This is a genomic window from Natrinema pellirubrum DSM 15624 (assembly GCF_000230735.2).
GTDB lineage: Archaea > Halobacteriota > Halobacteria > Halobacteriales > Natrialbaceae > Natrinema > Natrinema pellirubrum.
This window is the reverse complement of sequence record NC_019962.1, coordinates 2896473-2911534: the sequence shown is the minus strand read 5'-3', so window position 1 is coordinate 2911534 and position 15062 is coordinate 2896473. Positions and strand designations below refer to the sequence as shown.

Sequence of the window (15062 nt, the reverse complement as noted above, 5' to 3'; positions counted from 1 at the left end):
GGTGGGACGGTGCCGACTGACATCGAGGGCCGTCGCCTACAGCGCCGAGAAGACGAGCCACGGGACGATGAACATGGTCAGCGTCAGTACTGCGAGGATCAGCGCGTACCCGAGGCCGGTTCCTGCCACGGTAAGCCACGACGGATGATCGAATTGACCGAGATCGACTGCCATACCGTTGGCATCCGGTGACGAACGCATAAACGTACCGGAACGCGCAACTCGAGCGGTGCGATCCCGCCGCGGGATCGGCTCAGCGGTAGATGTTTTGATACCGTTCGCGGTACTCTCGGAGTGCGAGTCGGGCCCTGCGCCGGGAGGTAAAGCCGAAGCCGACCGCCACGCAGTGGTCGGCATCGCACTCCCAGCGGAAGGTGTCGGAGTCGGGATCTCTCCGAACCGAGACGTCCGTCCCGCAGCGGGGACAGGTCCAGCCCCATCGCACGTCGCCTGCGTGTGTTCGCCGTCGGCTCATGCTGTCTTCGAAACACGTGGTGGCGGCGTTCGGAAACGCGTTCACCTCCACCCGTGGCCGCTTTATAAGACCCAGTCTGTCGGCGCGAGGACTCGCGAGAGCGCGTTCCGGACTGCTTTTATCGGCCCGTCCGCTACAGACACCCAATGACGAAGATCGTCGTGGTGGACAACCACGGACAGTTCACCCACCTCGAGGGCCGGGCGCTTCGCGACCTCGGCGTCGACACGGAGATCGTAGACAACGACACGCCGCCCGAGGAGGTCGACGCCGACGGCGTCGTCCTCTCGGGTGGCCCGGACATGGACCGGATCGGGAAGTCCGCCGACTACCTCGAGGCGGACGTGCCGGTACTCGGCATCTGTCTGGGGATGCAACTGATCGCCGCGGAACTGGGCGGCAGCGTCGGAAGCGGGGAATACGGCGGCTATGCGGACGTGACCGTCGACATCGTCGACGACGACGACCCGCTGACGGGCTCGCTACACCCCGAGACCCGCGTCTGGGCGAGCCACGCCGACGAGGTCACGGAACTGCCCGAAGGGTTCGAACTGACCGGCCAAAGCGACGTCTGTGACGTCGAGGCGATGAGCGACACCGACCGCGACCTCTACGGCGTCCAGTGGCATCCGGAGGTCGCCCACACCGAAGAGGGCGAGGAGATCTTCGAGAACTTCCTGGCGATCTGCGAGTCGCAGTAGGCGTCGTCGGCCCCTCTCGATCGGCGACTCCATCGTTTTCGTTGCACGCTCGTCGTTTGTCAAATAGAAGCTGTCCTCTCCGGCGAGTGCTATGACGATCGTCTCGACCGAACAGTTCTTCATAGATGGCCTGAGGCAGGTATATTACACCGAACTACGATTCGTCGACACTCCCGAGGGCCTCGGGCGAGGAACTCGTCTCGAGCTTCGCCGAATGCCGCGAGGAGACACAGCACCACCGAGCGCCTCGAGGACGTGTTCCAGCGGGTCGACGTCAACGCCGAGGCGAGTGAGGGCCCCGTCGTTGAGCGGATGATCGAGGCCCACGGGGAGTTCCTGGCCGAGGAGTTCAGTTAGGAGGCGATCGACCGGTTCAACGCCGCGGCTATAGTAGCCACTGAAACGATTCACACACTGATCGCAATGCTGTCGTACGATCAGGTGTGCAATGACTTTCAGTGGCTACTATAGGAGTCCGAAGGCTACGAGATCGCCGGTCGATCGAGGGCTCTCCGTCAGTCGGTCCCGACCCGACCGTCACGCTCTTGCCGGTCCGCCCGGATGTGGGAGACGATGACAGTCGACACTGTCGGTCGGTTCGAACGCGCACTCGAGGGACTCGAGGTGGGACTCGAGCGCGTGTCGGCCGCCGACGCGAGCGAGCGGATCGAACGGATCGTCGAAGAGCCGGCAGTCGGCGCGTCACTGCCGTTCGAGGGCGTCTCGCTCCCCGAGGGCGTGACGACCGAGCCGACGGCGGGAGAACTCGAGGCGGCCCGGACCGGCGTCACGCCGGTCGGGTTCGCCGTCGCGGAGTACGGTACCGTCGCGGTCGAGTCGACGGCCGACGGGGCGGAGCCGATCAGCCTCTACCCGGACCGCCACGTGGCCGTCGTCGCCGAGAGCGACGTCGTCCCCGATCTGAGCGCCGGCTTCGAGCGGCTCGCGGAGGGGTTCGACGCGGGCCGGGACAGCGTCGTCTTCGCGACCGGCCGGAGCGCGACCGCCGACATGGGCGACCTCGTCCACGGGGTCCACGGCCCCGGCGATGTCGACGTGATCGTCTTGGAGGACCGATAAGATGGCACAACGATCCCGCGCGGGGACGGCCGATCGCATCCGCCACTTGCTCGAGACCGAGGGCGAAGCTATCCACGCACAGGCCAGTCACTCGAACGAGCGCCGCGGTGCGGCCTACGAGGCGACCGACGACATCGAGGCACTGCGAACCGAGGCCAGGGCGATCAAGGAGGACGCCATCGACCGGCTGCCGGACCTGATCGAGACGGTCCGCGAGGCCGTCGAGGCGAACGGCGGCACCGTCTACGTGGCCGACGACGCCGCGGACGCGAACGCCTACGTGGCCGACGTGGTCGAGAACCGGACCGAGGAAAACGGGGTGGCCGGGGAGACCGACACGCCGTCGGTCGTCAAATCGAAATCGATGACGACCGAGGAGATCGACCTCAACGACGCGCTCGCGGCCGAGGGGATCGACGTCACGGAGACCGACCTCGGCGAGTGGGTTCTCCAAGTCGCGGACGATACCCCCTCCCACATCGTCGGCCCGGCGATGCACATCTCCCGCGCGGAGATCGCCGAACTGTTCAACGAGCGGTTCGACCCCGACGAGCCCTTCGAGACCGCCGAGGAACTCACGCGGTTCGCCCGGGACCACCTCGGCGAGATCATCACCGAGGCCGACGTGGGGATCACCGGCGCGAACTTCGTCGTCGCCGACAGCGGGACGATCGCGCTCGTGACCAACGAGGGCAACGCCCGCAAGTGTGCGGTCACGCCCGACACCCACGTCGCGGTCGCCGGCGTGGAGAAACTGATCCCGACGCTGTCGGACCTCGAGCCGTTCGTCGACATCATCGCCAAGAGCGCGACGGGCCAGCCGATCTCCCAGTACGTGACGATGCTGTCGCCGCCGACGGACTCGCCGACGCTGGATTTCGACTCGCCGGACGAGCCGATCATGGGCGACGGGGCGGATGGAGTGGATGGCACGGGAGCGACCGATGGAACCGGCGATCCGGACCGGGACTTCCACCTCGTCCTGCTGGACAACGGCCGCATGGACATGCGCGAGGACGATCAGCTCCGGGAGACGCTGTACTGCATCCGCTGTGGGGCCTGCTCGAACTCGTGTGCCAACTTCCAGTCCGTCGGCGGCCACGGCTTCGGCGGCGAGACCTACTCGGGCGGGATCGCCACCGGCTGGGAGGCCGGCGTCCACGGCCAGGAGTCGGCGGCGGAGTTCAACGACCTCTGTACCGGCTGTACGAACTGCGTCGACGCCTGCCCGGTGAAGATCGACATCCCGTGGATCAACACCGTTGTCCGGGATCGCGTGAACCGCAGCAGCGAGCCCGAGTCCTACGATTTCCTCGTCGACGGCCTCACCCCCGACGCGGAGTCGGGCGGGCTCGATCCCGGCAAGCGCTTCTTCGGCAACATCGGCACCGTCGCGAAGGCCGCCAGCGCGACTGCACCCGTCTCGAACTGGCTCGCCGACGCCGGTCCCGTCCGCGCGGCGCTCGAGCGAACCCTCGGGATCGACCGCCGGCGCGATCTGCCGACCTTCCAGCGGGAATCTCTTGTCGACTGGTTCGAGGACCGGGGTGGCGTCGCCGCCTCGAGCCGACGGGCGGACCAAGCCGCCGCTCGGAGCGGCGGGACCGACCTCGAGCGCGAGGTCGTTCTGTACCCCGACGTCTACACGAACTACGTCGACGTCGAGCGCGGGAAGGCCGCGGTCGAAACCCTCGAGGCGCTGGGGGTCCCGGTCCGCGTGCCGGACCTGCCCGAGAGCGGGCGGGCCGCGCTCTCACAGGGGATGATCGCGACGGCGGACGAGCAGGCCAGCCGGCTCTACGCCGCCGTGGCCGAGGACCTTGATGCCGGCCGGGACGTGGTCGTCGTCGAGCCGTCGGACCTGGCGGCCATGCACCGCGAGTACGAGCGCCTGCTCCCCGAGGCCTCCTTCGAGCGGCTCCGCGAGAACAGCTACGAGATCTGCGAGTACGTCTACGGCCTGCTCGAGAACGGGGCCGCCCCCTCGGCGCTGTCGACCGGCGACGGGGCCGAGCCGATCGCCTACCACTCCCACTGCCAGCAGCGGACCCTCGCCCTCGAGGCACCCACTGTGGCCGTCCTCGAGCAGTGTGGGTACGCGCCCACGACCTCCGACGCCGAGTGCTGCGGAATGGCCGGCTCCTTCGGCTACAAGCGGGAGTACTACGAACTCAGCGTGGACGTCGGCGAACGGCTGGCGACGCAGGTCGAGGACGCCGAGACCGTCGTCGCGTCCGGCACGTCGTGTGGCGACCAGCTCGAGGCGCTGCTCGAGCGGTCGGTTCCGCATCCGATCGAGTTGCTCGCTCCCGACGGCCGGCGGACGTAGCGGGCGCTCGGCCTCGGTGCCGACCGTCGCTCGCGGTCGAGCCTCCAGTATTACGTAGTTCCGGTGACGCCGTACCGGTATGCAGTCACTTTCCATGCGCGATCACGTCCGGCCGACCGACGGCGACTATCCGGGCGGAATCTACCGCGCCGTCGGGACGGGCGACGCCGTGACCCTGCTCCGGGTCGGTGACGCCGACGGCCGGCGGGTCAACACCGGCGAAATCGTCACCGTCGAGGAAAGCGATCTCGAGGCGTTCGAACCGGCCGACAACCCCGACGGGAACCGGCCGCTCGGGGCGACCGTCGCCTCGAGCCTCGAGATGCTCTACTGGCGGCTCAGAGCCTTCGAACAGCAACTGGTGGCACACCTGATCCCAGCCACCGCCGTAGGGGCGCTCGTCGCGGTCGGGTACGTCGGTGACTCCATCGGTCCCCTCTCGGGGTCCGTCGCAAGCGTGGTGCTGTTGATCGGTGCCGTTGGACTCGCGTTCGTCGGCGGCGGCTATCTGGACCGATGAGTCGAGAGAAGGGGCGATCCCGACCGCCGAACCGGGCCGCTACGCTTCGAACAGGTCGTCGACGGCCTGTCGCGCGGTGAGCGCGGCGTCGTCGGCGACCTGCTCGGGGTCGGGCTCGTCCTCGCCCTCCGGCGCGTTGAGGTAGACGTCGACTTCCAAGACGCCGTCCTCGAAGACGACGGTGACGTCGTAATCGCGCACGTCGGACTGTTTGTACTGTGAAAAGATGACGCCCTCCGCGGCGTCGGCGGCCGTCCGAACGACGGTCTCGTCGGACGGCTCGTCAGGTGACATTTACGCGCCGCCAGCGCCCGGGCCGCCGGGGCCGGCCGGTCCGCCGCCCATGCCGCCGAGCATGTCCTCGAGTTCCTCCTGCAGGCTCTCGAACTGGTCCTGTACGCGCTCTTCCTGCTTCTCGAGGGTCTCGAGGCGGATCTCGAGCGAGTCGACCTTCTCGTCGAGGTCCTCCTCGGCCTGCTCGTAGTCGGTCTCGACGAGGAGTTCGCCGACGTTTCGGTACATCGTCGTCCCTTCGTCGATGTTCTCGAGTTCGTCGAGGGCGTTCTTGGCTTCGGTAAGGTTCGATTCGGCTTCCTGCTTCTGGACGGCGACTTCCTGTGCCGTCTCCTGCAGGTCCTGGAGCTGCTCGATTTTCTCCTGGGCTTCAGGAGGCAGATTTCCTTGCATGTCTCGACCGTCGCCCTCCGGACTGATAAAGACCAGCTTTGTCTTCCGGTCCGATCGCAACCGGTCGACGCCCGCTTGGCCCGCGTTACTCCGGGCCGCGTCCATCGGCCGCGACCGCCTCGTCGCCGGCCGTCGCCGCGGCCACACCGTCGGTTCGGATCACGAGGTAGCCGCCGCCCAGGAAGAGTAGCCCCCACAGCAGGAAGAGCATGTCCCACAGCAGGAGCGGGCCGGGGCCGGCGGGCCAGACGTGGTGGAGCCCCAGCAGCTGGTGGTCGACGAGTCCCTCGACGACGTTGAACGCGCCCCAGCCCATGATCGACGCACCGAGCAGCGTTCGTCCGGACCCGGGTACCGATGGCAACCGCCATGCGCGAAACAGGAGGACCACGCCCATGATCGTGAAGGTGTAGGTCGCGAGGTGGAAGATCCCGTCGGCCATCACGTTGAGTTCCAGATCAGTCGCGACGCTCGCGTCCGGATACGACGAGAGCATGTTGTGGATCTGGAGGATCTGGTGAAAGACGATACCGTCGAAAAACCCGCCCAGCCCGATGCCGAGTGCGAGCCCGGCGATCACCAGCGGCTTGGCGGCGGCGTCGAGCCCGAGCCACGTTCCGTTCCGGTCGGCCATAGGTCGGGTTCGGTGACGGGAACGAAGACCCCGCTGCCTGCCGGTACAGGGGAGGTGGAACTATCGGGACTCGAGTGCCGTCTCGCCGACGTCGGCTGTCCGTTCCGCGACGTCGATCAGCGAGAACCAGGTGTTCAACGCCGCACGAAGGGCGATGACGTCGTCCGCGTCGATCTCGACGAGAACGCGCGAGTCCGTCCGTTCGAGGGTCGTCCGCGAGCGGTCGTCGTCGATCTCGCCGATCTCGCGGGCGACCGATTCGGCGACGAGCGCGGCCCGCGACGGCCGGTCGTAGTCGAACTCGAGGGTCGCCTCGTGGGCGGCCACGTTACTGAACGTCGACTTCCTTGACGTCGCGGCTGCGTTCCTTCAGGAGGACGCGGTGGCCGCAGTAGGGACAGCGGACGCCGCCGTACTCGTCGAGTTGGACGTCGCGTTTACAGCGGGAACATTTGTAGCTCATACTGGGATCGAAGGGAGTTATTCGTCGTCGTCCTCTGCGAGGGCAGCGCGGATCGAGCGCTGGGCGGTGCGGCCGGCGGGGGTCTCGGGGCGGTAGGCACCGCCGGTAAAGACCTTGCCGGTCTCCTCGTTCTTCCAGATGCCGGTCCCAACGCGGGTGACGTCGTCGCCGTCGACCTCGGCGTTTTCCATGTCGTCTTCGATCTCGCTGACGCGGCGTCGCGCGACGCGACCGTAGCGGGCACCGAAGCGGCCGGCGCTACCGACGCTTCCTTTCTTGGCCATAGTGACCGTCACTATCGGCAGCGGATTCTTAAACCTGTTGAGTCGCACCGATCCCTGAACTCCCCGTGTCGGCGATCACGAGCCGCCGACCCGTTCGGCGACCGGCCACGCGAGCAGTTCCAGAAAGACGACGGCGAGCGCGGCGAGGTAGCCGGCCACGGCAAGCGGTGCAGTGACCAGCCCCGTCCCGACGGTCGGGGCCGCAAGTAGCGTCCGAATCCCGAGGCCGCTGACTGCCAGCAGGGGGATCAGCGTCAGTACCGCGTCCGGTCGCTCGAGCATGCTAATTATATCTAATTACACCGGGCCCATTAAGGCTCGGACAACCAGCAGGAACTGACTCCTCCACCGATTCGGTACAATACTTGCCTCGAGAGAGTCACGGCCGGACGACTGCCGTCGGGACCGAAATCGACGCCGTCACTGGAATTCCGCGTCCGAGAGGACGTCGTTCAAGTCCTCGCGGATGCGCTCGCCCATCTCGCGATCGCGGGCGGTCGTGACGACGCGGTTCTCCTGGACGCTCGAACCGTCTCGGAGCAGCATGCGAACGTTGCCGCCGTCGTCGGCACGGGTCACCTTCGCGCGCATGCCGGACTGAGAGCCCTTGCCGCCGGCGTCGATGGGGCCGGGGATCACCTTCTTGACGTGTGGGTGTCCGGCGACGGTCTGGATAGCGCTCATCCCCGTTCGGCCGCCGATCAGCGTCGAGTGGCTGCCGCCGATCTTCTCGGCCGGCGGCGTCTCGACGACGTCGAGCGCGCGATTCCCGCGACGCTCGAGGACCGCCTGCACGGGATCGTCGTCGTCGACGCGATAGAACGGGTGGTGGACGTCCTCGCGGACGGCGCGGATCACCGCCCGCGACCCGCCGGCGTAGACCTCCTCGGGGCGCTTGCGGCGGATCTCGTCGCCGATCAGCCCCGCGAAGTTCCGGAGTTCGATCGGCTCGTTCTCGCCGTCTTCCGGCGTCGTCGTGATCGTCGTCTCCCCGAGGACCAGTTCCTCGGGGTCGGTTGCGTCCGGATCGCGCTCGTCGGGCTCGCCGGCGAGCATCGTAATCGTCGCCCTGTCGCGTGCCGCCTCGAGGACGATCGCTTCCGTGTTCGCCTCCCGGCAGACCAGACAGAAGTCGCCGGGTTTCTCGAGGGGCGACGCGCAGTGACGACACTCCATACTCGCCGTTGAGGGGACGGACCTAAAACAGACTTGCGTTCGAACGGGCACGGCGGCGGTCGCCCGTTGCCGCGGCTGGCGTCAGCCGCTGACGATCCGCTCGTCGCTCGCGACGTTGCCGGCCCCGTCGGTGACGGTCGCGACGATCCGGTAGCTTCTGCGGCGGTCGTTCCCGCGTGCCGTTAGTCTCGCGCTCGCGGTGTCGGCGTCGCCGCGCAGGCCCCGTTCGACCCGGTCGATGACGGTTCCGGTGTCGGGATCGCGCAGTTCGAACACGGCCCCCGCGAGGTCGCCGTTGACGTCGGTCGCGTTGAGCGTGACGTCGTAGCGGTCGTTCCCGCCGGTGTTTGCGACCACATCGGTGATCGTCGCGCCGGGCGCGACGGACGAGGTGGCCCCGTCGCCGTCCCGGTCCATCACGCGGATGTCGAACGTTGCCGTCCGCTCGGCTCCGTCGCCAAACTGCAGGGTCGCCTCGATGTCGCGGGTCCCGTCCACGTCAGCCGGGGCCTCGTAGACGAACGTCGCCCGTCCCTCGGCGTCGGTGACCGGCTCGACCGGCCGAACCGTTCCGTCGCCGTCGACGCTGCCGGTTACCGCCACGCCGCTGACAGGGTTGTCGAACCGATCGCGGGCCTCGACGACCAGTCGCTGGCGGCCGCTTTCGGGGATCGCGGTCTCGTCTCCCTCGAGGTCGGTGAGATACGCCGCGGTCCCGTCGCTCCCACCGTCGCCGACCGAGACCGCCCCAAGCCGGAGTTCGTAGGTCGCCCCTTCCTCGAGGGTCAGGGTCACCTGTCCGCAGGGCTCGGGCGGCGCTTGCCGACAGTCCACGCTCGTGACGTACCGATCGTCATCGGAATCGCCTGCAGGGTCGAGTTCGGCCGCGAGGAGGTCCCGCCACTCGTCCTCGGAGAGCCGGCTCGGCAGCGTCAGCGTGATCGGCTCACCTCGGTCGCTAACCGTCACTGTCCGGGCCGGCGCGCTGGTCGGGTCGACGTCGATCGAAACGTCGTCCGCCCGCGAGACCGACCGCTCGCCCTCGAGCGCGACGAGATCGAGCCGGCGACCGTCGACGAGGTCCTGCTCGGATCGCGTGACGGCTCGCTCGTCGAACCGGTCGTAGCGGACCCACGGCTCCACGACGGTCGTCGGTGCGCCCCCGTACTCGTTGTAGTCGGGGACGTACTCGAGCGCGCGGGTCTCGAACGTCCGCGGCGTGCCGTTCCAGTAGTCGCCGGTCTCGCCGGCCGCCGCGGCGTTGTCGATCGCGACGGTCCCGGCGTCGGTCGTCCGCACGGTCCCGGACGCCGGCGGCGGGTTGACGAAGAATAGCCGCGGCGGATAGCGGAATCCGGCCCCGATCGCGACCGTCTCCCCGTTGCCGGACGCGGCCACCCGATCGACGGCTCCGTCGACCTCGCCCAGGTCGCCTCGAACCCGGTCGTTGTGCTGGAACTCGAGGTTCTCGTTCAGGGCAGGGATCGCCGTCGTCTGGAGGAGCGCGAGCAAGGCGAGCGCGAGCGCGAACATCAGGATCGCGCCGATGACCGGCGAGACGGCCCGATCGGCATCCGAGCCCGATCCGGAGCCGCCGAACCGCCCGATCGGTCGCGAGTCGGTGTCGTGCCGGTCGTCGGAGTGAGGTCCCATCATGGTTACACCAGGAGGTAGAACGCGACGACGGTGAGGACGACCAATCCCAGCCCGTACTTGAGGCCGCTGACGACGTCGTTGTCGGCCAGTTTCCCTGCGATGAGTCCGCTCCCGAACCCCTGAATGAGCGCCGAGTGGAGGAAGAGGGCCTCGTAGGCATCGACGGGAATGTCACCCAGCGAAACCGGACTCTCCGCCGTGGCCGCCGTCGCGTCCGACTCGGCGGCCAACTCCGCGATCGGTGTCAGGTAGCTCGCACTGACCATGACGATCACCAGCAGGTAGACCAGAAAGCCGATCACGACGATCGCTACGTAGGAACCGACCTCGCGACGGCGCTCCCGGGCGATCTTCGCCTGTGCCCGAGTGTTTTTCGCCGCGATCTCGAGCAGGCCATGGAGGTCGCCGCTCGAGCGGCTTCCCTCGGCGACCAGCGTCATCGTCCGGGTGAGCTGGGGGACGTTCAGCCGGTCGGCGAAGGAAAGCAGGGCACCGGTCAGGTCGTGGTTCCACGCGACGTCGTTGCGGACACGACGGAGTTCGACCGCGAGCGTCCCGCTGGCCCACCGCGTGACTAGTTCGAAGGCATCGACGACGTCGACCCCCATCTGGTTCGCGCTGGCGAGGATGCCCAACACGTCGGGGAACCGCTCGGTGATCGTTTCGGTCCGCCGGCGCTCGCGCTCGTGGAGGACTGCAAGCGGTGCGGTCGCGGTCACCAGCGGCGCGACGGCCAGCCCGACGGTCGACTGCAGCGGGGCCGCGAGGACCCCGGCGACGGTCGGGTCGGCCATCCCGGACCGGATCGCGAGGCCGGCGACGGCGAGACCCGCGGGCACCGTCACCGCCAGCGAGAGCCGCGGCTGGCGTCGGATCGCTCGGAACGGGTCCGACAGGAACGCCCGGACGCCCGTATCGCGCTTGGCCCGTTCGTAGGCGTCGAATCGCGGATCATCGGCGACGTCCTCCGGGTCGACCGTCCGGTCGTCCGCATCCGCGAGCGTGGCCGTCGGCACCTCGAACGGCCGCGAGAGCAGGTCGACCAGCAGTAAGAAGCCGATCATCGCCAGCGGGAAGCCGACGTAGACGAGGACGGCTATCGTGCCGACCGTCTCCGCGCCGAGGAAGCTCACGACCATCAGGACGACGATCAGAAACAGCGGCGCGGCGACGAACGCGACGACGAACACCTCGCTGAGTACTCCCAGCGTCTCGATGAACGACGACTGGGCCTCGAGTGCGTCGTCGATGGCTTCCTCGGACTCCGCCTCGAGGAACGTCTCGAGATCGCCGCCGGACTCGATGACGCCCAGTAGGTCGTCGAGGAACCGGCGGAACTCGTCGCTGGGGGTCAGCGTCCGGACGTTGTCGAGCGCCCCCAACAGGTCGTTGCCGAACAGGTCGATCTCGCGGACGACGAGGTCGAACTCGTTTGCCACCTCGCCGTAGACCGCCTCGCTGTCGCCCAGTCGGCGACAGACCTCGATAACGTTCATCCCGCCGCTGGTCAGCGCGTACATGAACGTGATCGCGTAGGGGAGGTTCAACGCGATGCTGCGGCGTCGCGCCGCGACGACGGTGCGCGGGTAGTAGTAGTTCCGACCGATCCAGACGGCGCTTGCGGCGACGGTCGAACAGACGACCGGCACTACCAGCCCCGCCACGAGCAGCGGGGCCGTCAGGAAGACACCGCGAGTGATACCGGCGAGGCCGAACACCGGCCCCAGTACGTCGACCAGCGTCCCGGTAAGCGCCGACCCGAGGAGCCCGAGGAACGCGACGACCCACGCGCCGATCGCCGCGATCGCGGCAAGTCTGACGCTGTCGGTCAGATACGTGTCGTAGGTGGCCCGGATCCGGGCCTGCTTGAGCCGCCGTTGTAGCCCGCGATATCGCTCCGGCCGGGTCTTGAAGAACGTTCGGACCCGCCCGTAGGCCTCGCGCAACTCGAGTTGCTCCTCCGCGCCGAGCTGGCGCTCCTCGAGGAGGGGCTGGCTGAGCGCCTCCTCCGGTTCCGGCTCGGCTTCGCGGCGGTCGCCTCGCCCGTCTCCCTCGAGCGCGTCGAACAGCGCGGCCGCCTCCGACTCGTCGCGTTCCGCGTCGCCGTCGTCGCCGGTGGTCCGATCACCGTCCCCCGCTTCGAGCGGGTTCGGACCATCGTCGAACGCGTCCTCGAGGACGGCCTCGGCCGTCTCCTCGTCGACCGCCGGTTCGCGGAAGGAGGGGTCGTCGGTCGCGGGCGCGGAATCGCGGTCGGGACCGTCGTCGGTTCGGTCGCGGTCGGTCACGGTTCAGTCGTCGGCCTCCGTTACTGCGATGGTCTCGGGATCGAGGTCGCCGGCGCGGACCTCCTCCAAGACGTACGTTGGGTCCCGGATGAATCCCTGAATCACGCGGGCGACGCGCTCGTAGTCGGTGATCCCCTCGTCGAGGAGGTACTCGAGGACGGCCGCCCGGCGCTCGAGTTCGCGCTCGATGCGGCCGTGGGGCCACCCTCGCTCGTCGGCGATCCGCTCGAGGACTCGCGAGTCGGCGCTCCGCTCGAACCCGTCCGATGCGGGCTCGTACCGGAACACCTCGTGGGGGTCGACGCCGTCGCCCTCGTCCTCGTGGTGGCCGAACTCGACGAGCCGGCGGTTTCGCCTGACGCGTTTGCCCTCCTGTGTCGTCTGGCGCTGGATGGAGACGATGTCGAGGTTGCCGATCATCCCCGTCGGGACGTTCAGCGGCTCGTTCTGCAGGCGGCTCAGCAGGCCCCGCACCGAGTCGGCGTGGAAGGTCGTATAGGCAGTGTGGCCGGTGGCGATCGACTGGAAGAAGGTCAGGGCGACGTCGGTCTCGGTCCGGATCTCGCCGATGACGAGATACTCCGGCCGCTGGCGCAGAGCGGCCTGCAGGAGGTCGAACATCGAGACGGAGCCACGGCCGCCGGCGGTGACCCCCTCGCGGGTGACGCTTTGAATCCAGTTGTCGTGAGGCAGGGTCAACTCGGGCGTGTCCTCGATCGAGACGACCTTGCTTTCAGGCGGGACAAACATCGAGACGGCGTTGAGGCTCGTCGTCTTCCCCGAGCCCGTGCCGCCCGCGAACAGCACGGAGGCGTTGTTCTCGACGGCCAGCCAGAGGTAGGCCATCTCCTCGAGGCTGAAGGTGCCCCAGTTGACCAGATCCACGGGCGTGAACGGCACTTCGGCGAACTTCCGGACGGTGAAGTTCGGCCCGCCGGTGGTCACCTCGCCGCCCAGCGTCAGCTGGACCCGGGAGCCGTCGGGCAGGGAGGCGTCGACGAGCGGATCGGCTACCGAGAGGTGTTTGCCGGCCCGCTGGGCGAGCCGGACGACGTAGGCGCTCAGGCGCTCGTCACTAAAGGAGAGGTTCGTCCGCAGGTCCCGGTAGCCGTGATGGTAGACGAAGACCGGCCGGTCCGCGCCGTCACAGGAGACGTCCTCGACGCCCCGGTCGCGCATGATGGGGTCGATCTTCCCGTAGCTCACGAAGTCCCGGCGCAGGTAGTACAGCAGCTGGTGGAGCGAGCCGTCGCCGACGGTAGCCGCGTGTTCGCGCATGACGCGAGGGACCTCCTCGTCGAAGGTCGCCGCCCGGTCGACCTCGCCGTCGAACTCCTTGTACAGCAGGTCGCTGCGCAGCGATCGGATGAGGTCCTCGCGGACGTACTCCTCGAACTCGTCTAAGTCGGGTTCGACGACGTGATACCGGTTGGTGTTGGTCGCCTCGTCGTAGAGGATCGTCACGTAGGCGTAGGGGCGGTTCACCCAGTAGCGCTCGACCTCTTCGTAGGCCTCGAGATAGCCGAAATCGAAGAACTCCTCGTCGATGAACGCGTCGGAGGGTCGCCCCGGAAACGCGTCCGCAGGCCGGTCGTCGAAGGACGCGCGAACGTCGTCGAGGACGGCGTCTCTGATCGCGTCCGCAGACCGGGAGTCGTCCGGGGCGATAGCCGAGGTCGGATCCGGGCCAGTCCCCGTCTCGAGCGCGTCGTCAGTGCCGGCGTCGCCATCGTCCTCGAGGCTCGAGGCCGGGCCAATGTCGCTGGGCGGGTTCGAGGGAACGCGGCTTGGGTTCCCGTCTCCTGTCGAATGGTTGCCGTCCGGCATCGATGAACTGCGTTTTCCTTGTGACCGAACCACCTAAACCGTCATGGTCGATGAAGGTCCGGCCGCCGCGACAGTCACCGGCTACAGGATGTCGGCGAGGACGTTCCGAACCGGCTCCGTGTCGACGACCTCGTAGGGGACCCGCAGCGGCGAGACCGACACCTCGTTCTCGAGGACGGCGTGGCGGTCGGTATCCTCGCCGTCGGGGATGTCCCGGTTTGCCATCTGTTGCCAGAGGCGATTGGTCAGCTGGAACCGGCCGTTCTCGAAGGCGGCGTCCATCTCGTAGACTTCTGTCGGCCGGGTCAGCGCGTGACCGTTGGGCTCCCGATCGGGACGCGGGACGTTGACGTTCAGGTAATCCACGCGATCGAAGAGGCCGGTTCCGGGTGCGCCGGCCACGAGGTCGGCGGTGATCTCGCCCGCCCGCTCGAAGGCCGCCGGCTCGAGGTCGTCGTCGTAGCCCAGCGTGTCCAGCGAGACGGCGATCGACGGCGTCCCGAGGAACGCAGCCTCCATGGCGGCGCTGACGGTCCCCGACCGGGAGAAGACGTACGCGCCGAGGTTCGCCCCTTCGTTACAGCCCGAGACGACGATGTCGGGATTCGGCTCGAGTCCTTTCGCACCGACGATGGCGCAGTCACAGGGGGTGCCGTCGACGGCGTAGCCGAGTTCGTGATCGGTGTGGGGGACCGGCGCGGTAAAGGAGTCAGCCTCGAGGTCCAGCTCGAGATCGCCGCCGCTCGAGGAGTTCGTCCGCCCGTAGGACAGCGACCGGCCGACGGCACTCCGGTTCCGGTCCGGCGCGATGACGGTCACCTCGCCGACCGCCGAGAGCGCGTCGTGGAGCGCCCGGATGCCGGGCGCGTCGATCCCGTCGTCGTTCGTCAGGAGGATGTGCGGGTCCGAGTCCAGTTCCATTGGCTGGTGGATTGAGGGCGA

Annotated in this window: 18 protein-coding genes; 4 read left to right on the top strand and 14 right to left on the bottom strand. The window is 68.0% G+C overall.

The window, feature by feature from the left end; genetic code table 11:
* Positions 1–36: 36 nt before the first annotated feature.
* Positions 37–174, bottom strand: a complete 138-nt coding sequence (locus tag NATPE_RS22750; RefSeq protein WP_006181161.1) for a hypothetical protein — start codon at positions 172–174, stop codon at positions 37–39.
* Between the two features lie 79 nt (positions 175–253).
* Positions 254–475, bottom strand: a complete 222-nt coding sequence (locus NATPE_RS14015; RefSeq protein ID WP_015299149.1) for a hypothetical protein — start codon at positions 473–475, stop codon at positions 254–256.
* Between the two features lie 146 nt (positions 476–621).
* Here NATPE_RS14015 and NATPE_RS14010 point away from each other — a divergent pair, with 146 nt between their 5' ends.
* The 4 genes from NATPE_RS14010 (at position 622) to NATPE_RS13995 (ending at position 5105) form a co-directional block, all read left to right on the top strand.
* Entirely contained in the window at positions 622–1176 is a 555-nt protein-coding gene (locus NATPE_RS14010) for a GMP synthase subunit A (protein ID WP_006181159.1), read from the top strand.
* A gap of 573 nt (positions 1177–1749) precedes the next feature.
* Positions 1750–2256, top strand: coding sequence for an LUD domain-containing protein (locus NATPE_RS14005; protein WP_049804891.1), 507 nt, complete (start codon positions 1750–1752; stop codon positions 2254–2256).
* 1 nt (position 2257) lies between these two features.
* The gene (locus NATPE_RS14000) at positions 2258–4585 is read left to right on the top strand and encodes an LUD domain-containing protein (RefSeq protein WP_006181157.1); all 2328 of its coding nucleotides are present in this window, start codon (positions 2258–2260) and stop codon (positions 4583–4585) included.
* A gap of 79 nt (positions 4586–4664) precedes the next feature.
* Positions 4665–5105 carry a hypothetical protein gene (locus NATPE_RS13995; RefSeq protein WP_015299148.1) on the top strand — a complete coding sequence of 147 codons (441 nt, stop codon included), beginning with the start codon at positions 4665–4667 and terminating at the stop codon, positions 5103–5105.
* 39 nt (positions 5106–5144) lie between these two features.
* Here NATPE_RS13995 and NATPE_RS13990 read toward each other — a convergent pair whose 3' ends face one another.
* The 12 genes from NATPE_RS13990 to surE all read right to left on the bottom strand — a co-directional run bounded on the left by NATPE_RS13990 (position 5145) and on the right by surE (position 15041).
* Positions 5145–5399: a hypothetical protein gene (locus NATPE_RS13990; RefSeq protein ID WP_006181155.1), complete on the bottom strand. Its 255-nt coding sequence runs from the start codon at positions 5397–5399 to the stop codon at positions 5145–5147.
* The gene (locus NATPE_RS13985; RefSeq protein WP_015299147.1) at positions 5400–5792 is read right to left on the bottom strand and encodes a prefoldin subunit beta; all 393 of its coding nucleotides are present in this window, start codon (positions 5790–5792) and stop codon (positions 5400–5402) included.
* A gap of 85 nt (positions 5793–5877) precedes the next feature.
* Positions 5878–6426: a DUF2243 domain-containing protein gene (locus NATPE_RS13980; RefSeq protein WP_006181153.1), complete on the bottom strand. Its 549-nt coding sequence runs from the start codon at positions 6424–6426 to the stop codon at positions 5878–5880.
* A 60-nt stretch (positions 6427–6486) separates the two neighbouring features.
* Positions 6487–6753, bottom strand: coding sequence for a KEOPS complex subunit Pcc1 (locus NATPE_RS13975; protein ID WP_006181152.1), 267 nt, complete (start codon positions 6751–6753; stop codon positions 6487–6489).
* A 1-nt stretch (position 6754) separates the two neighbouring features.
* Positions 6755–6889, bottom strand: coding sequence for a DNA-directed RNA polymerase subunit P (locus NATPE_RS13970; protein WP_006181151.1), 135 nt, complete (start codon positions 6887–6889; stop codon positions 6755–6757).
* A gap of 17 nt (positions 6890–6906) precedes the next feature.
* On the bottom strand, positions 6907–7173 hold the full coding sequence (locus NATPE_RS13965) for an eL43 family ribosomal protein (protein WP_006181150.1): 267 nt from the start codon (positions 7171–7173) through the stop codon (positions 6907–6909).
* A 75-nt stretch (positions 7174–7248) separates the two neighbouring features.
* Positions 7249–7455, bottom strand: coding sequence for a hypothetical protein (locus NATPE_RS13960; protein WP_006181149.1), 207 nt, complete (start codon positions 7453–7455; stop codon positions 7249–7251).
* Between the two features lie 138 nt (positions 7456–7593).
* Positions 7594–8349: a DUF2103 domain-containing protein gene (locus NATPE_RS13955; RefSeq protein WP_006181148.1), complete on the bottom strand. Its 756-nt coding sequence runs from the start codon at positions 8347–8349 to the stop codon at positions 7594–7596.
* 81 nt (positions 8350–8430) lie between these two features.
* Positions 8431–10005: an Ig-like domain-containing protein gene (locus tag NATPE_RS13950; RefSeq protein WP_015299146.1), complete on the bottom strand. Its 1575-nt coding sequence runs from the start codon at positions 10003–10005 to the stop codon at positions 8431–8433.
* Positions 10006–10007: 2 nt separating this feature from the next.
* Positions 10008–12293 (bottom strand): type II secretion system F family protein, encoded by a 2286-nt coding sequence (locus NATPE_RS13945; protein ID WP_006181146.1) that lies wholly within the window; start codon positions 12291–12293, stop codon positions 10008–10010.
* A 3-nt stretch (positions 12294–12296) separates the two neighbouring features.
* On the bottom strand, positions 12297–14120 hold the full coding sequence (locus tag NATPE_RS13940) for a type II/IV secretion system ATPase subunit (protein WP_006181145.1): 1824 nt from the start codon (positions 14118–14120) through the stop codon (positions 12297–12299).
* Positions 14121–14201: 81 nt separating this feature from the next.
* Positions 14202–15041, bottom strand: a complete 840-nt coding sequence (gene surE, locus NATPE_RS13935) for a 5'/3'-nucleotidase SurE (protein ID WP_006181144.1) — start codon at positions 15039–15041, stop codon at positions 14202–14204.
* Positions 15042–15062 lie beyond the last annotated feature (21 nt).